Annotated in this window: 1 protein-coding gene; it reads right to left on the reverse strand. The window is 73.8% G+C overall.

Features of this window, described 5'->3' with window-relative positions:
* Positions 1-23,976: a non-ribosomal peptide synthase/polyketide synthase gene (locus tag OG556_RS34280; RefSeq protein ID WP_331743002.1), complete on the reverse strand. Its 23,976-nt coding sequence runs from the start codon at positions 23,974-23,976 to the stop codon at positions 1-3.
* Positions 23,977-24,055: the final 79 nt, after the last annotated feature.

A 24,055-nucleotide genomic window follows, 5' to 3' on the forward strand; every position in this document is an offset into this window, starting at 1 on the left:
TCAGTCCTCCTGGTGGGAAAGGGTGGTGGTGCCATCGGCGTTGCCGGCGCCATCGGCGCGATCGGTGTCACCGGTGGCCTCGGCGATCCTGGCGGCCAGGATCGGTCCGATCTGCGCCAGCGAGCCGGCTTGGGTCATCCGGTCGTGGCGGGTGGTGATCTCGTGCGATTCGATCCGGCCGGCGACGTAGGGGCGCCAGATTTCGGGCCCCGCGTTGTCCTCGGCCCGGTCGATCGTGGAGTTGAAGAGCAGCAGGTCTCCGTCGAAGCCGCCGGGGACGAAGTCGACCGCCAGCCTGGCGTTGTTGATCATGATGTCGACGATCACCTCGATCTGTCGCTCGTTCAGGCCGGCCAGCGCGCTGCCCCGCCGGGTCAGGACCTCGGCGACCTCGGCGTAGGTGATCTCCTGGTCGCCCAGCTCGTCCGGGTCGACGTCGAGCACCCCGACGAGCACGTCGCGCACGGTGGGCACCGGCACCTCCGCGAACTGCACGTCCTTCACCGGGTAGGCGTCGAGGATCGCCAGCAGTGCGGTCCGTTCGCCGCGCGACTGCAGCTCGCAGGCGAGCGCGTGGGCGATCAGCCCGCCGGCGGACCAGCCGAGCAGCAGGTACGGGCCCTCCGGCTGGATCTTCTGGATCTGGTCGGCGTAGTCGGCCGCCATCTCCTCGTAGGACGTCGGCAGGGTTTCGGGTCGGCCGAGGCCGCGCGCCTGGATGGCGTAGACCGGGTGCTGCGGGCCGAGGTGGTTCAGCAGTCCGCTGTACGACCAGCTGATGCCGCCGCCGGGGTGGATGCAGAACAGCGGTGTGCCGGTCCCGGTCGAACGCAGCGGCAGCACCACGTCCAACGCGTCGTCGGGATCGTCCATGAGCAGCCGCTCGGTGAGACCGGCGACGGTCGGCGCCTCGAACAGCATCCGCAGGCCCAGCTCCAGGCCGAGGGTCTCGCGGACCCGCGAGGCCAGCCGGGCGGCCAGCAGCGAGTGCCCGCCGAGGTCGAAGAAGTTGTCGTCGATGCTCACCTGCTCCCGTCCGAGGACCTCGGCGAAGAGGCCGCACAGCAGTTGCTCCTGCGGCGTCCGGGGTCCGCGCCCGGCGGCCGAGGCCCCGTACTCGGGGGCGGGCAGGGCGGCCCGGTCGAGCTTGCCGTTGGCGGTCAGCGGCAGCGCGTCCACGGTGACGAACGCCGCCGGCACCATGTAGTCCGGCAGGTCGCGACGCAGCCGGCCGGCCAGCTCGCCCGCCTCGGGCGCGCCCTCGGGAGCGGGCACCAGGTAGGCGACCAGCCGCTTGTCGCCCGGCCGGTCCTCCCGGGCGACCACCGCCGCCTGGGCGACGCCCGGGCAGCCCGCCAGGACCGCCTCGATCTCTCCGGGCTCGATCCGCAGGCCGCGCAGCTTGACCTGGTGGTCGGCGCGTCCGGCGAAGTCCAGTGTGCCGTCGGTGCGCCACGACGCGAGGTCGCCGGTGCGGTACATCCGGCTCCCGGGCGGCCCGTACGGGTCTGCGGTGAAGCGCTCCGCCGTCAGGCCGGCCCGCCCGAGGTAGCCGCGGGCCACGCCCGTCCCCGCGAGGTACAGCTCGCCGACCATGCCGGTCGACGCCGGGCGCAGCCGGTCGTCGAGCACGTAGGCGCGCATGTTCGCCATCGGCCGGCCGATCGGCACGGTCGCGGCGTGTTCGGGCAGGACGCCCACCGGGTGGCAGGTGGCCAGGGTGGTGGCCTCGGTGGGCCCGTAGCCGTTGACCACCTCGATGCCGGGGCAGGCCGCCAGCACCCTGGCGACGGCGGCCGGGGAGACCACGTCGCCGCCGGTCCACACCTCGCGCACCCCGGCGAGCAGGCCCGGGCGCTCCTCGGCGACCAGGCGGAACAGTCCGGCCGTGAGCCACAGTCCGGTCACCCCGTACGAGGTGACCGTGTGCTGGAGCAGGTCGAGGTCGAGTTGCTCCGGCGGTGCGACCACGACCCGGCCGCCGTTGAGCAGCGGCACCCACAGCTCGTAGGTGGAGAGGTCGAAGGCCGTCGGGGAGTGCATCAGCACCCGCTCGTGTCCGCCGCCGCGGAACTCGGGGGTCAGCGCGTGACCCACCACGTCACGGTGGGTGACGGCCACGCCCTTCGGCCGACCCGTCGAGCCGGAGGTGTACATGATGTACGCCAACTGCCCGGGTTCACAGCGGACTTCGAAGCCGGAGGGATCGGCGGCCTCGGACTGCACCAGCGCGGTGATCACCTCCTGGGTAAGCACCAGGGCCGCCCCGCTCTCGCGCAGGATCAGGTCGATCCGGGAGGAGGGGAAGCGCGAGTCCAGCGGCACGTAGGCACCGCCGGCCTTGATGATCGCCAGGATCGCCACGACCAGCTCCGCCGAGCGGTCCAGCATGACCGCGACCGGCGTCTCCGGCCGCACGCCCTGGCGGACCAGGGCCCGGGCCAGCCGGTTGGCCCGCAGGTCGAGCTCCCGGTAGGTCAGCTCGGCGCCGCCGGCCACGACCGCGACGGCCTCCGGGGTGGCCCGCACCTGGCGGGCGAACAAGTCCGGCACGGCGGCGCGGGGCAGCTCGGCCGCGCCACCGTTGGACCAGGCGAGCAGTCGGCGGCGTTCCTCGACGGGCATGATGTCGATCCGGCTGATCGGCCGGTCGGGGTCGGCGACCGCCGCGCGCAGCAGCCGGGCCAAGCGCTCGAACAACAGCTCCACGGTGGCCGGGTCGAACAGGTCGGTCGCGTACTCCACCGCGCCGACCAGGCCGTCGGCGGCGCCGTCCGGGCGGAACTGCTCGGCCAGGCTGAAGGTCAGGTCGACCCGCGCGGTCCCGGTCGGCGCCTCCAGGTGGCCGGTCTCCAGCCCCGGCAGCGCGAACTCGCCCAGCGGCGCGTTCTGCAGGGCCAGCATGATCTGGAACAACGGGTGGTGCGCCAGCGACCGGGCCGGGTTGACCACCTCGACCAGGTACTCGAACGGCACGTCTTGGTGGTCGTACGCGGTGAGCGCCTTCTGCCGCACCCGGCCGACGAGTTCGGCGAAGCCCGGGTCGCCGCCGGTGTCGGTGCGCAGTACCAGGGTGTTGACGAAGAACCCGACGAGGTCGTCCAGCGCCTGGTCGGTACGGCCGGCGATAGGGCTGCCGACCGGGATGTCGGTGCCGGCGCCGAGCCGGGTGAGCAGGGCCGCGAGTCCGGCCTGGAGCACCATGAACATGCTGGCGCCGCGCGCGGCGGCCAAGTCCCGCAGGGCCTGGTGCAGTTCGGCCTCCAGTCGGACCACGACCCGGTCGCCCCGCTGGGAGGCCACCGGCGGCCTGGGCCGGTCGGCGGGCAGTTGCAGTTGCTGCGGGACGCCGGCCAGCTCCTCCTTCCAGTAGGCCAGTTGCCGGGCGAACAGGCTGGCCGGGTCGGCGGCGTCACCGAGCAGGTCGCGTTGCCAGGCGCTGTAGTCGGCGTACTGCACCGGCAGCGGGGACCACTGCGGGGCCTCACCCCGGCAGCGGGCCGCGTAGGCCGCGGCGAGGTCACCCGAGAGCGGGCCCATCGACCAGCCGTCGGCGGCGATGTGGTGCACCACGACCAGCAGCACGTGCCGGTCGGGGGCCAGGGCGTACAGCTCCGCCCGGACCGGCGGCTCGGCGGCCAGGTCGAAGCCGCACCGGGCCGTCTCCGTCAGGCGCTCCGCCAGCCGGCTCTCGTCGAGCTCGACCACCGGCAGTGCGGGGTGCGCCTGCGCAGCGCTCAGCACGACCTGGTAGGGCACGCCGTCCGTCTCGCGGAAGACCGTCCGCAGGCTCTCGTGCCGGGCGACCACGTCCGCCAGCGCGGCGTGCAGGGCCGGGCGGTCGAGGTCGCCGGTCAGGCTGAGCGCGAGCGGCATGTTGTAGGTGGCGCTCGGCCCGTCCATGCGGTGCAGGAACCACAGGCGGCGCTGGGCGAAGGACAGCGGCACCCGGTCGGGGCGCGGACCGGCGGTCAGCGCGGGCCGCGCCGCCCCGGAGCCGTCCAGGCGGGCGGCCAGCCCGGCCACGGTCGGGGTCTCGAACAGCGTCCGGACCTCCAGCTCCGCACCGAGGGTGGCCCGGACCCGGGAGGCCAGCCGGGTGGCGAGCAGGGAGTGCCCCCCGAGGTCGAAGAAATCGTCGTCGACGCCGACCTGGGCCAGACCCAGCACCTCGGCGAACAGCTCGGCGAGGAGCTGCTCCTGCGGGGTGCGCGGCGCCCGTCCGGCCGCGACGGGGCCGAGGTCGGGTGCGGGCAACGCACGGCGGTCGAGCTTGCCGTTGGCCGTCAGGGGAAGCGCCTCCAGCGCCACGAACGCCGACGGGACCAGGTAGTCGGGCAGGCGGCCTCGCAGCCAGTCACGGATTTCGCCCAGGAGGGCGCCGGTGCCCCGGCCTCCGGTCGGGCGGTTGGTCAGCGAGGACAGCGCCCGGCTCGTGGCCCGGGCCGGCCGGTAGGCCTCGACCGGGGAGCGGTGAAGCGCCTGCGGGTCCGTGAAAACGACGTCCACGGCGTCCGCCGTGGTGGACGACCAGGTGACGACCGCCGAGCGGCCGAACTCCGCCCCAAGGGCGTGGAAGTCCTCCGGATCGGGGAGGCCGCCGTCCTCGGGGGCGCGCAGCCGTTCCAGCAGCTCGGCGAGCGAGCCGTCCCCGTTCTGCACCGCCCGGGCCAACGCGGCTTCCCGCGCCACGCGGCGGTTCGGCACCCCCGTGATCCGCAGCACATCGGCGGGCGGCTGGGCGAGCAGCTCGCGCAGTTCGGCCGGTCCGGCGACCTGCTGCCCCCACGCCAGCTCGACGGACCGGTCCGGGGCCGTCGGGGTGACCGGCGGCTTGTGCAGGGTGACGTCGTAGCGGTAGCGGGTCAGCTCGTTGTGGTGTCGGCCGCGCTTGACCTCCACGGCCACCGTGCCGATGTCCGTGCCGTGCTCCCGAAGGGTGGTGAAGAAGTCCGGGTCGACCAGGAGCTCCTTCTCCACCCGGAGGGACTGCTCCACCGCGCGACGCACCGAAGTGAGGTCGGCGCCGTCGCCGACCCGGTGGAGTTGGACGGCGGTGGCCAGCGGGCGCAGGAGCCGTAGGTTGCGGATGTCGCCGAGGAAGAGTGCGCCGCCGGGGGCGAGCAGCCCCATCAGCTTGTCGATCACGTCGGTGAGGTAGTCGGCGGACGGGAAGTACTGCACGACCGAGTTGATCACGATGGTGTCGAAGTGCCCGGCGGGCAGGCCGTCGGTGTCGTGTGCCGGTCGGGTGTGCAGGACGACGCGGTCGGCCAGGTGCTCCTGCCGGGCGACCTGGGTGGTGAGTGCGTCGATCGCGGTGGCGGAGAAGTCGGTCGCCCAGTACATGTCGCAGTGCGGTGCGACCTGCGAGAGGAGCAGCCCGGTGCCGACGCCGACCTCCAGCACCCGGCGGGGGCGCAGGGCCAGGATGCGGGCCACGGTCGCATCGCGCCATTCCCGCATCTGCTCGACGGGGATCGGGCTGGCGTCGTAACTGCTGTTCCAGCCGACGAAGTTCTGGCCGAAAGCGGTCTCCTCGGGGGTGATGGGCAGGGCGTCGTAGATGTCCTGCCATTCGCCGACGTGGTCGGCTTCCAGGGTGCTGTCGCGGTCGGTGTCCTGGCGGGGGACGACGTAGCCGATGAGGCGGTCGTCCCGGGCGAGGACGGCGGCCCGGGCGACGGCGGGGTGCTCGGCCAACACCGTCTCGATCTCACCCGGCTCGACCCGGAACCCTCGCACCTTCACCTGCTCGTCGGCCCGGCCGACGTACTCCAACTGTCCGTCGCCCAGCCAGCGGACCACGTCGCCGGTGCGGTACATCCGGTCACCGCCCGCCGCGCCGAACGGGCAGGCCACGAACCGCCCCGCCGTCAGGGACGGCCGGTTCAGGTACCCGCGCGCCAAGCCGGCGCCGGCGACGTACAACTCCCCCGGCACACCAGGCGGCACCGGCCGCAACCGCTCGTCCAGCACGTACACCCGCGCGTTGGCGATCGGCCGACCGATCGGCGGCACACCCGCCCCAGGCGCGAGCGGGTCACTCATCGTCGCGCACACCGTCGTCTCCGTCGGACCGTACGCGTTCACCATCCGCCGACCCGGCGCCCACCGCGCCACCAACTCCGGCGGGCACGCCTCGCCCGCCACCACGAGCGTCGACACCCTCACCGCGCCCTCCGGCAGGGCCGCCAGGACGGACGGGGGCACGGTCGCGTGGGTGACCGCGAGCCCCGGATCCGTCAGCGCGGCCACCGGCTCCGCCGCCGGCGGCAGCACCAACGCCGCACCGCACAGCAGGGCGGTGAAGATCTCCGACACCGAGGCATCGAAGCTGGGCGAGGCGAACTGCAGCACCCGACTGCCGGGATCGATCGCGAACCGCTCGATCTGCGCCGCGACCAGACTGGCCACGCCGCCGTGCGCGACCACGACACCCTTGGGACGACCGGTCGAACCCGAGGTGTAGATCACATACGCCGGATGCCGAACATCCAGGGCAACCCCAGGATCGGTCTCCGGCCAGTCGCCCCCGACCACCATGGCGGAGTCATCGACCACCAGCGCCGGACGGGCGTCCGCCAGCATGAAGTCGATCCGTGACTGCGGGTACGACGGGTCCACCGGCAAGTACGCCGCCCCGGCCTTCAGGACACCCAGGACCGCCACCACCGACTCCACCGACCGCGGCAACGCCACCGCCACCAACTGCTCCGGACCCACGCCCCGGGCGATCAGCGCGTGCGCGAACCGGTTCGCCCGAACTTCTAGTTGACGATACGTCAGCTCGATACCGCCGGACACCAGAGCCAGTGCGTCCGGCGTCGCCGCCACCTGCGCCGCGAACGCCTGCGGCACCGGAACCGCGCCCACCTCGCGGGCGGTCGCATTGCCCCGCTCCAGCAACCGGTCCCGCTCGTCGGAGTCGAGGAGGTCGATCCCCCCGATCGACCGGTCCGGATCGGCGGCAACCGCCTCCAACAGCAGCGTCCAGCGCCGCACCAGGGCCTCGACCGTCGAGCGGTCGAACAGGTCGGTGGCGTACTCCGCCGCGCCGAGGATCCCGGCCGGCTCCCCGGCCGGACCGAACTGCTCGACGAGGCTCACCCCGAGGTCGAACTTGGCGGTTCCGGTGGCCACCGCGTAGGTGGCCACCTCCAGGCCGGGCAGCGAGAACCGGCCCATCGGCGCGTTCTGCACGGCCAGGATCGTCTGGAACAACGGGTGATGCGACAGCGACCGGGACGGGTTCAGCACCTCCACCAAGTGCTCGAACGGCACGTCCTGGTGCGCGTACGCCGACAGCGCCGTCTCCCGCACCCGCTCCAGCAGCTCACCGAAGCTCGGATCGCCGCCCGTGTCGGTGCGCAGCACCAGCGTGTTCACGAAGAACCCGACCAACTCGTCCAGCGCCTCGTCGGTACGCCCCGCGATCGGACTCCCGATCGGAATGTCCGTCCCCGCACCCAGCCGCGTGTACAACGCCGCCAGCGCCGCCTGCAGCACCATGAACAGACTGGTGCCGGTCTTCCGCGCCAACTCGGTCAGCCCCGCGTGCAGTTCGGGGCCCAGCTCCAGACCGACGTGGTCCCCGTGCCAACCGGCGACGGCCGGCCGGGGCCGGTCTGCGGGCAGCTGGATCAGCTCCGGCAGGTCGGACAGCTGGTGCTTCCAGTAGTCGAGCTGCTCGGCGAACCGGCTCTGCGGGTCGGCGGCATCGCCGAGCAGGTCGCGCTGCCACAACGTGTAGTCCGCGTACTGCACCGGCAGGGCCGACCAATTCGGCGCACGACCCTCGCTCCGGGCCGCGTACGCCTCGGCCAGGTCACGGGCCAGCGGGCCGGTCGACCAGCCGTCACCGGCGATGTGGTGCATCACCAGCAGCAGCACGTGCTCGTCCGGCGCGACCGCGAACAGTTCCGCCCGCAGCGGCGGCTCCGCCGCCAGGTCGAAGGGTCGCCGGGCGAACTCGGCGAGCCGATGGTGCAGTTCGGCCTGCGGGACCTTGGTCAGCCCGGCCCGGGGCCGGGCCTCGGCCGGGTCCAGGACCCGCTGGCACGGGACGCCGCCCACTTCCGGGAACACCGTCCGCAGGCTCTCGTGCCGGGCCACCACGTCGGCCAACGCCTCGTCCAGCGCCACCCGGTCGAGCGTCCCGGTCAGTTGCAGCGCCAGCGGGATGTGGTAGGTGGCGGCGCTGCCGTCCATGCGGTGCATGAACCAGAGCCGACGTTGGGCGAAGGACAGCGGCACGGCCTCCGGCCGCTCCCGCGCAGTCAGCGTCGGGCGGGCGCTGCCGGACTCCGTCAGCGCCCCCGCCAGACCCGCCACCGTGGGCGCCTGGAACAGCTCGCGCAGCCCGAGCTCCACGCCGAGGACCGAGCGCACCCGCGCGGTCAGCCGGGTGGCGAGCAGGGAGTGCCCGCCGAGGTCGAAGAAATCGTCGTCGACCCCGACCTGGGCCAGACCCAGCACCTCGGCGAACAGCTCGCAGAGGATCTGCTCCTGCGGCGTGCGCGGCGCCCGGCCGACCTCGGCCGAACCGAGGTCGGGAGCGGGCAACGCGGCGCGGTCCAGCTTGCCGTTGGGCGTCAGCGGCAGCGCCGCCAACACTACGAACACCGACGGCACCAGGTAGTCCGGCAGCCGGTCGCGCAGGTGTGCCGCCAGCTCCGTCGGACGGACGGTCACGTCCGGACGGGCCGCCACGTAGCCGACGAGCCGGTCCTCCCGGGCCACGACGGCAGCCTGGGCGACCCCGGGGTGCTCGGCCAAGGCGGCCTCGACCTCGCCGAGTTCGACGCGGAAGCCGCGCACCTTCACCTGCTGGTCCGCCCGGCCGACGTACTCCAACTCCCCGTCGGCCCGGCGCCGCACCACGTCCCCGGTCCGGTACATCCTCTCGCCCGCCGCGCCGAACGGGCAGGCGACGAAGCGCCCGGCCGTCAGGCCCGGCCGGTTCAGGTACCCGCGTGCCAGACCCGGCCCCGCGACGTACAGCTCCCCCGCGACGCCCGGCGGCACCAGGCGGAGCCGCTCGTCCAGCACGTACACCCGGAAGCCCGCGACCGCACGGCCGATCGGCGGCACACCCGAACCGGGCGCGAGGGGGTCGCTCATCGTCGCGCACACCGTCGTCTCCGTCGGCCCGTACGCGTTCACCATCCGCCGCCCCGGCGCCCACCTCGCCACCAACTCCGGCGGGCACGCCTCCCCCGCCACCACCAGGGTGCCGGCCGTGACATCGGCACCGTCCAGCGCCGCCAGGGCCGAGGGCGGCAATGTCACATGGGTCACGCCGAGCCGACGGTCCGTCAGAGCCTCCAACGGGGCCTCCGCCGGGGCCAGCACGAGGGCGGCACCAGTCAGCAGCCCGCTGCACAGGTCCCAGAACGACGCGTCGAAACTGGGCGAGGCGAACTGCAGCACCCGGCTGCCCGGCGCCACGCCGAGCCGCTCGACCTGCGCCGCCACCAGACCCGACACCCCACTGTGGCTCACCACCACACCCTTGGGACGACCGGTCGAACCCGACGTGTAGATCACGTACGCCGGCTGCCGGACGTCGAGCGCGACCACCGGATCCGTGTCCGGCCGGTCTCCCTCACCCACCATCGCCGGGTCGTCGACCACCATCGAAGGACGGGCGTCCGCCAGCATGAAGTCGATCCGCGCCTGCGGGTACTCCGGATCCACCGGCAGGTACGCCGCCCCAGCCTTCAGCACGCCCAGGACGGCCACCACCGACTCCACCGAGCGCGGCAGCGCCACCGCCACGACCTGCTCCGAACCCACACCTCGCGCGATCAGCGCATCCGCGAACCGGTTCGCCCGGACGTTCAGCTCCCGGTACGTCAACTCCGCATCACCACACACCAGCGCGACCGCGTCCGGGACCGCCGCCACCTGCGCGGCGAACAGTTCCGGCAGGCTCACCCCGGCCGCCCCGCCCTCGACGGCGGGCAGCAGCTCGCGGCGCTCCTCGGCGGACAGCAGCTCGATCCCGCCGATCGGCTGGTCGGGCGCGGCGGCGACCGCGGCCAGCAGCCTGGTCCACCGGGCGACCAGGGCCTCGACCGTCGAACGGTCGAACAGGTCGGTGCTGTACTCGACTGCCCCGCTGAGCCCGGCCGGCGCGCCGTCGGGCCCGTGTTCCTCCGCGAACCCGAAGGTCAGGTCGAGCCGCGCGGTCCCGGTGAGCACGGTCATCCCGGAGACCTGGAGGCCCGGCAGTTCGAAGTCACCGCCCGGCGCGTTCTGCACGACCAGCCCGGTTTGGTACAGCGGGTGGTGGGACAGCGAGCGGGACGGGTTCAGCGCCTCCACCAGGTGCTCGAACGGCACATCCTGGTGCGCGAAGGCCGACAGCGCCCTCTCCCGCACCCGGCCCAGCAGTTCGGCGAAGCTCGGATCGCCGCTCGTGTCGGTGCGCAGCACCAGCGTGTTGATGAAGAACCCGACCAGGTCGTCCAGCGCCTCGTCCGTCCGGCCCGCGATCGGACTCCCGATCGGGATGTCCGTCCCCGCCCCCAGCCGGGTGTACAACGCCGCCAGCGCCGCCTGCAACACCATGAACAGACTGGCCCCCGACCGTCGCGCCAGCTCCAGCAGGGCGGCGTGCAGTTCGGCGTCGATCCGGAGTTCCAGCAGGTCGCCGCCGTACGACATGGTCGCCGGACGGGTCCGGTCGACCGGCAGTTGCAGCTGCTCGGGCAGCCCGGCCAGTTCCTCGCTCCAGTACCGGACCTGGCGGGCGAACATGCTGTCGGCGTCGTGCTCGTCGCCCAGGATCTCGTGCTGCCACAGGGTGTAGTCGCCGTACGTCACCGGCAGCGGCGGCCAGTCCGGCGCCCCGCCACCCCGCCGGGCGGCGTAGGCGGTGGCCAGGTCACGGGCCAGCGGACCCATGGACCAGCCGTCACCGGCGATGTGGTGCATCACCAGCAGCAACGCGTGCTCGTCCGGCGCGACCGCGAACAGTTCCGCCCGCAGCGGTACTTCCGAGGTCAGGTCGAAGGCGCGCACCGCCGCCTTGCGCAGCAGGGCGGGCAGCTCCGCCTCGCCGGCCGCCCGCACGGCCAGCGGGACGGGCACCTCCGCGGGGTCCAGCACCCGCTGGTGCGGGACGCCCGCGATCTGCGGGAAGACCGTCCGCAGGGTCTCGTGCCGGGTCAGCACGTCGGTGAGCGCGGCGCTCAGCGCGTCCCGGTCGAGCTCGCCGCTCAGCCGCAGGGCCAGCGGCATGTGGTAGGTGGCGCTCGGTGCCCCGAACTGCTGGAGGAACCAGAGCCTGCGTTGGGCGAAGGACAGCGGCATCGGATCGCGGCGGGGCCGGGGCGCCAGGGCCTGCCGCGCGGTGGCGGCGCCCTGCAGCCCGGCGGCCAGCCCGGCCGGTGTCGGGGTCCGGAACAGGCTGCGCAGCTCCAGCTCGACCCCGAGGGTCGCCCGGACCCGCGAGACCAGTCGGGTGGCGAGCAGGGAGTGCCCGCCCAGCGCGAAGAAGTCCTCGTCGGCCCCGACCCGGGCTAGGCCCAGCACCTCGGAGAACAGCTCGCACAGGATCTGCTCCTGCGGCGTGCGCGGCGCCCGGCCGGTCTCCCTGGCCGTGGTGTCGGGCGCCGGGAGCGCCGCCCGGTCCAGCTTCCCGTTCGGCGTCAGCGGCAGCGCCTCCAGCAGCACGAACGCCGACGGCACCAGGTACTCCGGCACCCGGTCGCGCAGGTACGCCGTCAGCGCCACCGCGCTCGCCCCGCTCCCGGCCACCGGGACGACGTACGCGACGATCCGGTCCTCCCGGGCGAGCACCGCGACCTGGGCGACGCCCGGGTGCGCCGTCAGCTCGGCCTCGATCTCCCCCGGCTCGACCCGGAACCCGCGGACCTTCACCTGGTGGTCCACCCGGCCGGCGAACTCCAGCTCTCCGTCGGCGCGCCAGCGCACCAGGTCGCCGGTGCGGTACATCCGGGCACCGGCCGGACCGTACGGGTTGGCGACGAACCGCCCGGCGGTCAGGCCGGGCCGGTTCAGGTAGCCGCGGGCCAGCCCGGCCCCGGCGAGGTACAGCTCACCCAGCACGCCGGGGGCGACCGGTCGAAGCGCCGCATCCAGCACGTACACCTGGCAGTTGGCGATCGGACGGCCGATCGGCACCGGCAGCGGGCAGTCGGCGGGATCGGCCGGCAGCGAGTAGGCGGTGATCACATGGGTTTCGGCGGGCCCGTAGTGGTTGTGCAGCACCCGGCCCGGCCGACGGGCCTGGAAGCGGCGCACCGCACCGCTCAGGCGCATCGCCTCACCGGCCTGGGCCACCAGTCGCAGGGCCGGCAGCTCCAGCCCGGCCTCCTCCGCGGCCTCGGCAAGTGCCTCGACCACGAGGTTCGGCGCGAACAGCTCGGCCACCTCGTGCCGGTCCAGCCAGTGGGCGAACAGCTCGGCACTGCGGCGCTGCTCCTCGGTCGGCACCACCAGCGTCTTGCCGTAGAGCAGTGCGGAGAGCACCTCCTGCACCGAGACGTCGAAGCTGATCGCGGTGAACTGCGCGGTGCGCGTGCCGGGTTCACCGCCGACGGCCTCGTGGTGCCACTCCAGCAGGTTCAGCAGCCCGGCGGCGGGCATCACCACGGCCTTGGGCCGGCCGGTGGAGCCGGAGGTGTAGATGACGTAGGCGGGACGGCGCCCGTCCACGGCCACGGCCGGGTCGTGCTCCGGCAGGTCCCCGTCCGGCGTGACGGCGGCGAGGTCGTCGAGCACCACGGCCGGGGCAGCGTCCTCCAGCATGTACGCGATCCGGGCGGCCGGGTAGTCCGGGTCGACCGGCAGGTACGCCGCACCCGTCTTGAGTACGGCGAGGACGGCGACCACCAGCTCGGCCGAACGCGGCAGCCGCAGCGCGACGACCTGCTCCGGGCCCACGCCGCGCGCGATCAGCGCGTGGGCCAGGCGGTTGGCCCGGCGGTTCAGCTCGCGGTAGGTCAGCTCGGTGTCCTCGAACACCACGGTGGGGGCCTCCGGGGTCGCCCGGACCCGCGCCTCGAACAGCGCGGGCAGATCGGCCGTGGGGACCGGGCGGGCGGTGTCGTTGCGGGCGACCAGCAGCTCGTGCCGTTCCTCGGCGGTGAGGACGTCGATCCGGCTCAGCGGCCGCTCCGGCTCGGCGACCACCGCCGCCAGCAGCCGCAGCCACCGGGCGAGCAGCGTCTCCACCGTGGCGCGGTCGAACAGGTCGGTGCTGTACTCGACCCGCCCGACGATGCCCTCGGCCGGTCCGCCGGTGCCGCCGCGCTCCAGCAGGTGGAAGCCGAGGTCGAACATCGCCGTGGGCGTCCGGACCAGGAGGATCTCGGAGCCCAGACCGTCCAGCGCGAACTCGGTGCGGGGCACGTTCTGCAGCGCGAGCAGCACCTGGAACAACGGCTGCCGGGCGAGCGACCGGGACGGGTTGAGGGCTTCGACGACGTGCTCGAACGGCAGGTCCTGGTGCGCGTAGGCGGCCAACGCGCCTTCCCGGACCCTGGCCAGCAGCTCCGTGAAGGTCGGGTCGCCCGAGGTGTCGGTGCGCAGCACCAGGGTGTTGACGAAGAACCCGACGAGCTCGTCCAGCGCCTGGTCCGTCCGGCCGGCGACCAGGCTGCCGACCGGGATGTCCGGGCCCGCGCCGAGTTTGTCCAGCAGCGATGCCAGGGCGGCCTGCAGCACCATGTACACGCTGGCGCCGTGCTCCCGGCCCAACCGGACCAGTCCGGCGTGCAGTTCGGCATCCAGCTCGACGTCGAGGTGGCCACCGGAGTAGGAGGGCGCCGCAGGGCGGTGGCGGTCGGCAGGGAGGGGGATCTGCTCCGGCAGGCCCGCCAGCGTCCGCGTCCAGTGGTCCGTCTGGCGGGCGCACAGGCTGTCCGGGTCGGCCGCGTCGCCGAGCAGCCGGTTCTGCCACAGGGTGTAGTCGGCGTACTGCACGGGCAGCGGCGCCCACTGCGGCTCCTCGCCCCGGCGGCGTGCCGCGTACGCGGTGGCCAGGTCGGCGGACAACGGGCCCAGCGACCAGCCGTCGCCCGCGATGTGGTGCATCACCACCAGCAGCACGTGCTCGTCCGGCGCCAGCTCGAACAGCTCCGCGCGCAGCGGCGGTTGGGTCGCGAGGTCGAATCCGCTCGCCGCCGCTGCCGTCAGCAGCTCCGTCAGGTCCGCCTCACCCACGCGGGTGACGGCCAGTCGGGGTGGTGCCGTTCGGGCGTCCAGCACCTCCTGGCGGGGGACGCCGTCGACCTGGGGGTAGATCGTGCGCAGGCTCTCGTGCCGGGCGACGACGTCGCCGAGCGCCGCCCGCAGGGCGTCCTGGTCCAGGTCGCCGGTCAGTCGCCACGCCAGCGGCATGTTGTAGACGGAGCCGGCGTCCTCCAGCTGGTGCAGGAACCACAGCCGTCGCTGGGCGAAGGACAGCGGGACCGTCTCGGGCCGCTCCGCGCGGCGCAGCGCGAGCCTCGCCCGCCCGGCCCCGCCGAGCCCGGCGGCCAGCCCGGCCACCGTCGGCGTCTCGAAGAGGGCGCGCAGCTCCAGTTCCACCCCGAGGGCGGCACGCGCCCGGGCGACCAGCCGGGTGGCGAGCAGGGAGTGCCCGCCGAGGTCGAAGAAGTCGTCGTCGGCCCCGACCCCGGCCACGCCCAGCACCTCGGCGAACAGTTCCGCGAGGACCTGCTCCTGCGGGGTGCGCGGGGCCCTGCCGGTCCGCGCCGCGGTGTGGACGGGTGCGGGCAGCGCGCGCCGGTCCAGCTTGCCGGTGGCTGTCAGCGGCAGGCTCTCCAGGGGCACGAAGGCAGCCGGGACCATGTGGTCCGGCAGTCGCTCGCGCAGGTGTGCCCGCAGTTCCTCCGGCTGGAGTTCCGCCCCGGCGACGGCCACCGGGTAGGCGACCAGCCGGGTGTCCCCGGCCCGGTCGTTCCGGATCGCCACCGCGACCTGGGCGACCTGTGGGTGTTCCGCCAACGCCGCCTCGATCTCGCCGAGTTCGATCCGGAAGCCGCGCACCTTGACCTGGTCGTCGGTCCGGCCGAGGAACTCCATGTTCCGGTCGGCGCCCCAGCGCACCAGGTCGCCGGTGCGGTACATCCGCGTGCCGCTCGGACCGAACGGGTCCGCCACGAACCGCCCCGCGGTGAGCGCCGGCCGGTTCAGGTAGCCGCGGGCCAGGCCCGCTCCGGCGAGGTACAGCTCGCCCGCCACGCCCGCGGGCACGGGCTGCAGCGTGCTGTCGAGGACGTACAGCCGGATGCCCCCGAGCGGCCGGCCGATCACCGGGCGCGGACTCGATTCCAGCGGTGCGACGACGGCGTCCACCGTGCATTCGGACGGCCCGTAGTAGTTCAGGCAGGACACGCCCTGGACCGCCCGCAGCCGCTCCCACAGCTGGTCCGGAACGGCCTCCCCGCCCATCGAGACCACCGCGGGACGGCGCCCCGGGTCGTCCAGGAGCCCCCGTGCGACGAGCACGTGCAGGTAGGACGGGGTGGCGTTGACGTAGTCGAGGCCGGCGCGCGTGACGTAGTCGACGAAGGCGTCCGGGTCGGACCAGGTCGCCTCGTCCAGGACGTGCAGTTCGTGGCCCGCGTACAGGCTGGAGAGCTGGTCGCAGGAGGCGTCGAACGACACCGAGGTGGTGAGCCCGATGCGCAGCCGCTCCTTCGTCCGCCGGGGGAACAGCAGCGGACGCTGGCTGACGAAGAGGTTGAGCAGGCCTCCGTGGGTCGACACCACGCCCTTGGGCCTGCCGGTGGAGCCGGAGGTGTAGATCACGTAGGCCGGGTGCCCGGGGTCGATGGCGACCAGCGGGTCCGTCGCCGGGCAGTCGGCCACCAGGGTGGCCGCCGCCGGGTCGTCGAGCACCAGCCACCCGGCCGGGCCGGCCTCCGGCAGCCGGTCCCGGGTCCGGGCGTCGGTCACCGCCAGGACCGGGTCGGCGTCGTCCAGCATGTGCCCGATCCGGGCGGCCGGGTACTCGGGATCGACCGGGACGTAGGCCGCCCCGGTCCGCAGCACCGCGAGGATCGCCACGACCAGCTCGGCCGACCTCGGCAGGGCGACCGCCACCAGCCGCTCCGGCCCCGCGCCCCGGGCGACCAGGGCGTGCGCCAGCCGGTTCGCCCGCTCGTCCAGCTCCGCATAGGTCAGCGAGACGTCCCCGCACACCAGCGCCACCAGGTCCGGCGTCGCCCGCACCTGCGCCCGGAACAGCTCCGGTACGCTCGCGGCCGGGAGCTCCACCTCCGGTCCGGTGCCCAGTGCCGTCAGGTCGTCGCGTTCCTCCGCGGAGAGCACGCCGAAGCGGCTGAGCCGCCCCTGCGGGTCGGCGACTGCGGCGCGGAGCAGCCGCTCCCAGCGGCCGAACATCGTCTCGACGGTGGCCGGGTCGTAGAGGTCGCCGGCGTACTCGACGAGCCCGTCGATCCCCTCCGGGGTGCCGTCCTGCGCCTGGCGCTCGGACAGGGTGAAGATCAGGTCGAGCTTGGCGGTGGTCGTCGTCAACGGCATGTCGTCGACGTGCAGCCCGGGCGGCGCGAAGTCGGCCCGGGGCGCGTTCTGCAGCACCAGCATGACCTGGAACAGCGGGTGGTGCGCCAGCGAGCGCACCGGGTTGAGGGCTTCGACCAGGTGCTCGAACGGCAGGTCCTGGTGGGCGTACGCGGCCAGCGAGGTGTCCCGGACCCGGCCCAGCAGCTCGGCGAAGGTCGGATCGCCCGAGGTGTCGGTGCGGAAGACCAGCGTGTTGACGAAGTAGCCGACCAGCTCGTCCAGCGCCTGGTCGGTCCGGCCGGCGACCGGGCTGCCGACCGGGATGTCGTCGCCCGCGCCGAGCTTGCTCAGCAGCGCCGCCAGGCCGGCCTGGAGGACCATGAAGACACTGGTGCCGTGCGCGCGGGCGAGCTCGCGCAGACCGCGGTGCAGCTCGGCGTCCAGTCCGGCGTGCACGAAGCCGCCGCGGTTCGAGGCGGCCGCCGGGCGGGGCCGGTCGGCCGGCAGCTGGATCCGCTCCGGGAGACCGGCCAACTGCCGCGTCCAATAGGCCGCCTGGCGGGCGAACGGGCTGTCCGGGTCGGTGGACTCGCCGAGCAGCTCGTGCTGCCAGAGGGTGTAGTCGGCGTACTGGACCGGCAGGCTCTCCCAGCGCGGCTCCTCGCCGCGGCAGCGCGCCGCGTAGGCGGCGGTCAGGTCCCGCGCGAGCGGGCCCAGCGACCAGCCGTCACCCGCGATGTGGTGCATCACCACCTGGAGCACGTGCTCGTCCGGCGCCAGCTCGAACAGGCCGGCCCGCAGCGGCGCATCACCCGCCAGGTCGAACGGCCGGTCCTTCGCCGCCGCCATCAGGGCGGACAGCCCGGCCTCGGAGCTCCGGCGCACGAGCAGCCGCGGGCGGGCCGCCACGACGTCCAGCACCTGCTGGTACGGGACACCGTCGACGGCCGGGTAGACGGTGCGCAGGCTCTCGTGCCGCCCGACCACGTCCGCGAGGGCGGCCTCCATCGCCCGGCGGTCCAGGTCCCCGGACAGCCGCCAGGCCAGGGAGATGTGGTAGTTCGCGCCGGTGCCGTCCAGCTGGTGCAGGAACCAGAGCCGCCGCTGCGCGAACGACAGCGGGACCAGCTCGGGGCGCTCGCGCCGGACCAGCGCCGCCTGCGCCGGTCCGGCCGCCGTCAGCGCGGCGGCCAGGCCGGCCGGGGTCGGCGCCTCGAACAGGGTGCGCAGCGGCATCTCCACGCCGAGCGTCGCGCGGATCCGGGCGGCCAGGCGGGTGGCGAGCAGGGAGTGCCCGCCCAGGTCGAAGAAGCCGTCCTCGACGCCGGCCGATGCCACGCCCAGGACCTCGGCGAACAGCTCGCAGAGGATCTGCTCCTGCGGGGTGCGCGGCGCGCGGCCGGTGGCCGCCGGGGCGAGGTCGGGGGCGGGCAGGGCCCGGTGGTCCAGCTTGCCGTTGGTGGTCAGCGGGAGCGCGTCCAGCACGACGTACGCCGAGGGCACCATGTGCTCCGGCAGCCGCGCGGTCAGGTGCTCACGCAGGTCGGCCGGGCGCGGGGCCGCGTCGGCGGCCGGGACCAGGTAGGCGACCAGGCGGGTGTCGTCGGCGCGGTCCTGCCGGGCGATCACCGCGACCTGGCGGATCTGCGGGTGCTGGGCCAGGGCCGCCTCGATCTCGCCGAGCTCGATCCGGAAGCCGCGCACCTTCACCTGCTGGTCGGCCCGGCCGACGAAGCTCAGGCTGCCTTCCGCAGTCCGGCGCACCACGTCGCCGCTGCGGTACATCCGGCTGCCCGCCGGCCCGTACGGGTCGGCGACGAACCGCCCGGCGGTCAGGCCTGGCCGGTTCAGGTAGCCGCGCGCCAGACCGGCACCGGCCACGTACAGCTCGCCGGGCACGCCCGGGGCCACCGGCCGCAGGCCGTCGTCGAGCACGTACGTCCGCAGATCCGGGAGGCCCGCGCCGATCTGGCCGGCTGCAGGGCCGGACCGGTCGAGCGCCGCGTAGGTGACGTGCACGGTGGTCTCGGTGATGCCGTACATGTTGACCAGCCGGGGCGCATCCTCCGGGTGCCGTTCGTACCAGCTCGCCAACCGGGCGTGCTCCAGGGCCTCGCCGCCGAACACCACGGTCCGCAGGGCGAGTTCACGCGGGTGCTCGGCGTCGGCCTGCATCAGCTGGTAGAAGGCGGACGGCGTCTGGTTGAGCACCGTCACCCGCTCCCGGGCGAGGAGTTCCAGGAACCGGCCGGGCGAGCGGCTGGTCTCGTGGTCCACGACCACGAGACGTCCACCGTGCAGCAGCGGACCCCACAGCTCCCAGACCGAGAAGTCGAAGGCGTAGGAGTGGAAGAGCGTCCAGACGTCCTCGGCGGTGAAGCCGAACAGCTCCTCCGTCGTCCGGAACAGCCGCACCACGTTGCGGTGCGGGACCACCACGCCCTTGGGCTTCCCGGTGGAGCCCGAGGTGTAGATGACGTACGCCGGGTGACCCGGGTCGACATCAACCGCGGGGTCCGTGTCCGGCAGACCGTCCAGGTCGGCGGTGTCCAGCAGGAGCCGGTCCACGGACTCCGCGCCGGGCAGGTCGTCGATCTGACTCGTCGTCAGCATCAGTGCGGGGTGGGCGTCCTGGAGCAGGTAGGAGATCCGGGCCGCCGGGTACTGCGGGTCCACCGGCAGGTACGCGGCGCCGGCCTTGAGGACGGCCAGGACGGCGACCACCAGCTCCGCCGAGCGCGGCAGCGCCAGGGCGACCAGTTGCTCCGGCCCCACGCCCCGCTCGATCAGCGCGTGCGCGAGCCGGTTGGCCCGGGCGTTCAACTCGCCGTACGTCAGGTCGACTTCGCCGTCCGTGAGGGCCGCCGCGGCCGGGTCGGCCCGCACCTGCCGCTCGAACAACGCGGTCAGACTGCTTTCCGGCTGTTCCCCGCTCCGGTCGGCCTCGGCCGGCAGGAGCGCGCGGAGCTCCTCGGCGGACAGCACGTCCACCCGGCCGATCCGCCGACCGGGGTCGGCGACGACGGCGCGCAGCAGCCGCAGCCACCGGTCGACGATCCCCGCCACGGTGGCCTCGTCGAACAGGTCGGTACTGTACTCGACCACGCCCGACAGCCCCTCCGCACCCGGCTGTTCGGCCAGGATGAAGGTCAGGTCGCACTTGGCCGTTCCGGTGTGCACCAGATCGGTCGTCACCCGCAGCCCCGGCAGGTCGAAGGCGTCGAGCGGGGCGTTCTGCAGGGCGAGCATGGTCTGGAACAGCGGGTGGTGGGCGAGCGACCTGGTCGGGTTCAGTGCCTCCACCAGGTGCTCGAACGGCAGGTCCTGGTGCGCGTACGCGGCCAGCGCGTCGGAGCGCACCCGGCCCAGCAGTTCGGTGAAGGTCGGGTCGCCGGTCAGGTCGGTGCGCAGCACGAGGGTGTTGACGAAGAAGCCGACCAGGTCGTCCAGGGCCTCGTCGGTGCGCCCGGCGATCGGGGTGCCGATCGGGACGTCGGTGCCGGCGCCGAGCTTGCCGAGGAGGGCGGCCAGCCCGGCCTGGAGCACCATGAACAGGCTGGCACCGCCGCCCCGGGCGAGCTCGCGCAGGCCCTGGTGCAGATCGGCGTCGACCTGCACCGGCAGGTGGGCGCCCCGGTAGGACATCACCGCCGGGCGGGGCCGGTCGAAGGGCAGCTCCATCTGGTCGGGCAGGTCCGCCAACTGCTCACGCCAGTAGGCGATCTGGCCGCTCAGCAGGCTGTCCGGGTCCGAGCCGTCGCCGAGCAGTTCCTGTTGCCAGAGGGCGTAGTCGGCGTACTGGACCGGCAGTGGCGACCACTCCGGCTTCGCGCCCTCGGTACGGGCCGCGTAGGCGGTCCTCAGGTCCCGCAGGAGCGGGCCCGCCGACCAGCCGTCACCGGCGATGTGGTGCAGCACCAGCAGCAGCACGTGGTCCTCGGTGTCGAGCCGGAAGAGCTCGGCGCGCAGCGGTGGCTCGTCGGAGAGGTCGAAGCCGTGCCGGGCCGCCTCCGCCAGCCGCTGCGGCAGGTCGCGCTCGCCGCCCTCGGTCACCCGCAAGCGCGGCCGGGCCTCGTCGGCTTCCAGTACCCGCTGGCACGGCTCGCCGTCGGCCACGGGGAAGACGGTGCGCAGGCTCTCGTGCCGCTCGACCAGGTCCGTCAGGGCCGCCTCCAGGGCCCGTTCGTCGAGGGTTCCGCCGAGGCGCAGCGCCAGCGGGATGTTGTAGGTGGCGCCGGGCCCCTCCATGCTGTGCAGGAACCACAGTCGGCGCTGGGCGAAGGACAGCGGGACGGTCTCGGGACGCTCGTGCCGACCCAGGGCCGGGCGCGCCCGGCCGGCGATGTCCACCGCCGCCGCCAGGCCCGCCACCGTCGGCGCGTCGAACAGGTCGCGCAGCCCCAGCTCCACGCCCAGCACCGAGCGGGCCCGGGCGATCAGCCGGGTGGCGAGCAGGGAGTGCCCGCCGAGGTCGAAGAAGTCGTCGTCGGCGCCGACCTCCGGCACGCCGAGGATGTCGGCGAACAGCCCGGCGAGCAGGTGCTCGGTCGCGGTGCGCGGAGCGCGGCCCGGTTCGGCGGGCTGCCGGTCGGGCGCGGGGAGGGCACGCCGGTCGAGCTTGCCGTTGGGAGTCAGGGGCAGGGCGTCCAGCAGCACGAGGGCCGACGGCACCATGTGCTTGGGCAACCGCTCCCGGAGGTGTTCGCGCAGGGCGGTGTCGGTGACCGTGGCGCCGGGCTGGGCGACGGCGTAGGCGACCAGTCGGGGTTCGTCCTCGGTGCGCACCATGGCGGCGGCTCGGGCGACCTGCGGGTGCTCGGCGAGGACGGCCTCGACTTCGCCGAGCTCCACCCGGAAACCGCGCACCTTGACCTGGTCGTCCGTGCGCCCGAGGAACTCCAGGTTCCCGTCCGCGCCCCACCGCACCAGGTCCCCCGTGCGGTACATCCGCGATCCACCCGGACCGTACGGGTCCGCCACGAACCGCCCCGCGGTCAGCCCCGGCCGGTTCAGATAACCGCGCGCCAGACCGGGCCCCGCGATGTACAACTCACCCGGCACACCCGCCGGCAACGGTCGCAAGGCCCCGTCCAGCACATACAACCGGACGTTGCCGGCCGGCCGGCCGATCACCGGGACCGCACTCGACCCCACCGAGGCCACCACCGGATTGACGGTGCACTCCGACGGCCCGTACAGATTGAGGCAGGACACCCCGTCCGCCGCCCGCAACTCCCCCCACAACCCCTCCGGAACAGCCTCCCCACCGGACGCCACCAGCGCCGGACGCCACCCCCCGCCGCCCAGAAGCCCATGCGCGACCAGGACCCGCAGATAGGACGGCGTCGCCTCGACATAGTCCAGCCCGTGACGCGCCGCGTAACCGACGAACGCCTCAGGATCGGTCCACGTCCCGTAGTCCAGGACATGCAACTCATGACCCGCGAACAGGGCCAGCAACTGGTTCCACGACGCATCGAACGACACCGACGTCGTCAACGCCACCCGCAACCGCCGCCCGCCCGTCGCCGGCGCGAAGCGGACCTCCCGCAGGTCCGCGAGCAGGTTGAGCAGACCACCATGGGTCGGCGCCACACCCTTGGGCCTGCCAGTGGAACCGGACGTGTAGACCACATACGCCGGATGACCCGGATCGACCACCACCACCGGGTCGGCCGCCGACAGACCCGCCACCAGCCCGGCCGTCACCGGGTCGTCGACGACCAGCCGGCCGACCGAGCCCTCCCCCGGCAACCGACCCCCACTGACCGTGTCGGTCACCACCAGGGCCGGGCGCGCGTCACCGAGCAGCAACGCGATCCGCGCGGCCGGATACTCGGGATCGACCGGCACACAGGCCGCCCCGGACTTGAGCACCGCGAGAATCGCCACCACCAACTCCGCCGAGCGCGGCAACGCCACCGCCACCAGCCGCTCCGGCCCCGCACCCCGCGCAACCAGAGCGTGCGCCAGCCGATTCGCCCGCCCGTCCAACTCCGCATAGGTCAGCGAAACATCCCCACACACCAACGCCACCACATCCGGCATCGCCCGCACATGCGCCCGGAACAGCCCCGGCAGGCTCTCGGCCGGAACCTCGACCGACGGCCCGGTGCCCAGCGCCAGCAGCTCACGCTGCTCCTCGGCCCCGACCAGACCGATCCGGCCCAGCACCTCGTCCGGGTCGCAGTCCGCGACGGTGTCGAGCAGGGAGATCAGCCGCTGCTGATGGGCGGCGAGGTCGTCCTCGCCGTACGCCTCCGGCGAGCCGTGGAGCCTGAGCAACGGCGGGTTCCCGTCCCGGTAGTCGAACACCCAGACGGCCAGGTCGCTGGTCGACCCCGACACGAAGTGGTGCACGGAGGCGGGGTGGCCGGCGAAGGTCGGCCGGGAGTTGAACGCCATGATGTTGACGATCAGCGGGAACGCCGTTCCGATGCTGCCGGGTGCCCCGAGGTCCCGGAGCAGGTCCTCGCTGCGGTACCGCTCGTGCGCGACGGCCGCCTCGACCTCCCGCGCCGCCTGGGCGACGAGGTCACGCCACGGCATGTCCGGTCGTACCGTCAGCCGCAGGGGCACCACGTTGGACATCGTGCCCGGCACCGACATCAGGTCGCGGTCGGCGGACCGACGGGCCGTGACGGGCAGGGCGAGCACCACGTCCTGCGTTCCGGTCAGCCGGTGCGCGTAGAGCGCCGCCGCCGCGACCACCAGGCGGGACCAGCGGACGCCGGTCCTTCCCGCCGCCGCGCGCAGCGCGTCCGGGCGCCGTAGTTCCCGCTCCTCGGCCAACCGGAGCGCGCGGTTCGGGTCGGCCGGGGCCGTGCGGGTCAGCCGCGTCGGTTCCGGCCGGTCGGCGAAGCGTTTCGTCCAGTAGGAGCGGTCGGCGGTGAAGTCCGCCGACGCACGGTAGGCGGCATCGCTGTCGACCAGGTCGCGCAGCGGGCCGAACGGGGATGGCGGCACGGCACCGTCCTCGGCGAGCGCCGAGTACACCTCGCCGACCCGCTGGCGGACCATGGAGCTGCTGATCGCGTCCAGCACCACGTGGTGGTAGTTCAGGTACCAGAGGTACTCGGTCGGCGACAGCCGGATCAGAGCGTGCCCGAACAGCGGGTCGCGCGCGAGGTCCAGCGGGCGCATCAGGTCCCGCTCCATCCACTCCATGGCCGCCGCGCGGGGTGCGGGCTCCCCGCTGAGGTCCAGGTGTGCCGGTGCCCACTCCCAGGTCTCGCGGAGGATCTGGCGCGGGCCGTCACCGTCGTCGACGAAGGTCACGTGCAGCGCGTCGACCTCGTCGACCACCCGGCGCAGCGCGGTCTCGAACAGCTCCGGGTCGACCGGCCCGTGGATCTCCAGGCACTCACCGACGCGGTAACCGGGGATCGGTGTCCGGGAGCGCTGCTCGGCGAACCAGATCTCGCGCTGGGCCGCTGTCAGGGCAAGGGTGTCGCCGTCGCGACGGGACATGGGGGTACCTCCAGAAGTGTGGGCGGGCAGGCGCGCCGGGGCGCGTCGGGGCCACGCCGACCGCGGTGGCGTCACACGG

Source organism: Kitasatospora sp. NBC_01300 (assembly GCF_041435235.1).
GTDB lineage: Bacteria > Actinomycetota > Actinomycetes > Streptomycetales > Streptomycetaceae > Kitasatospora.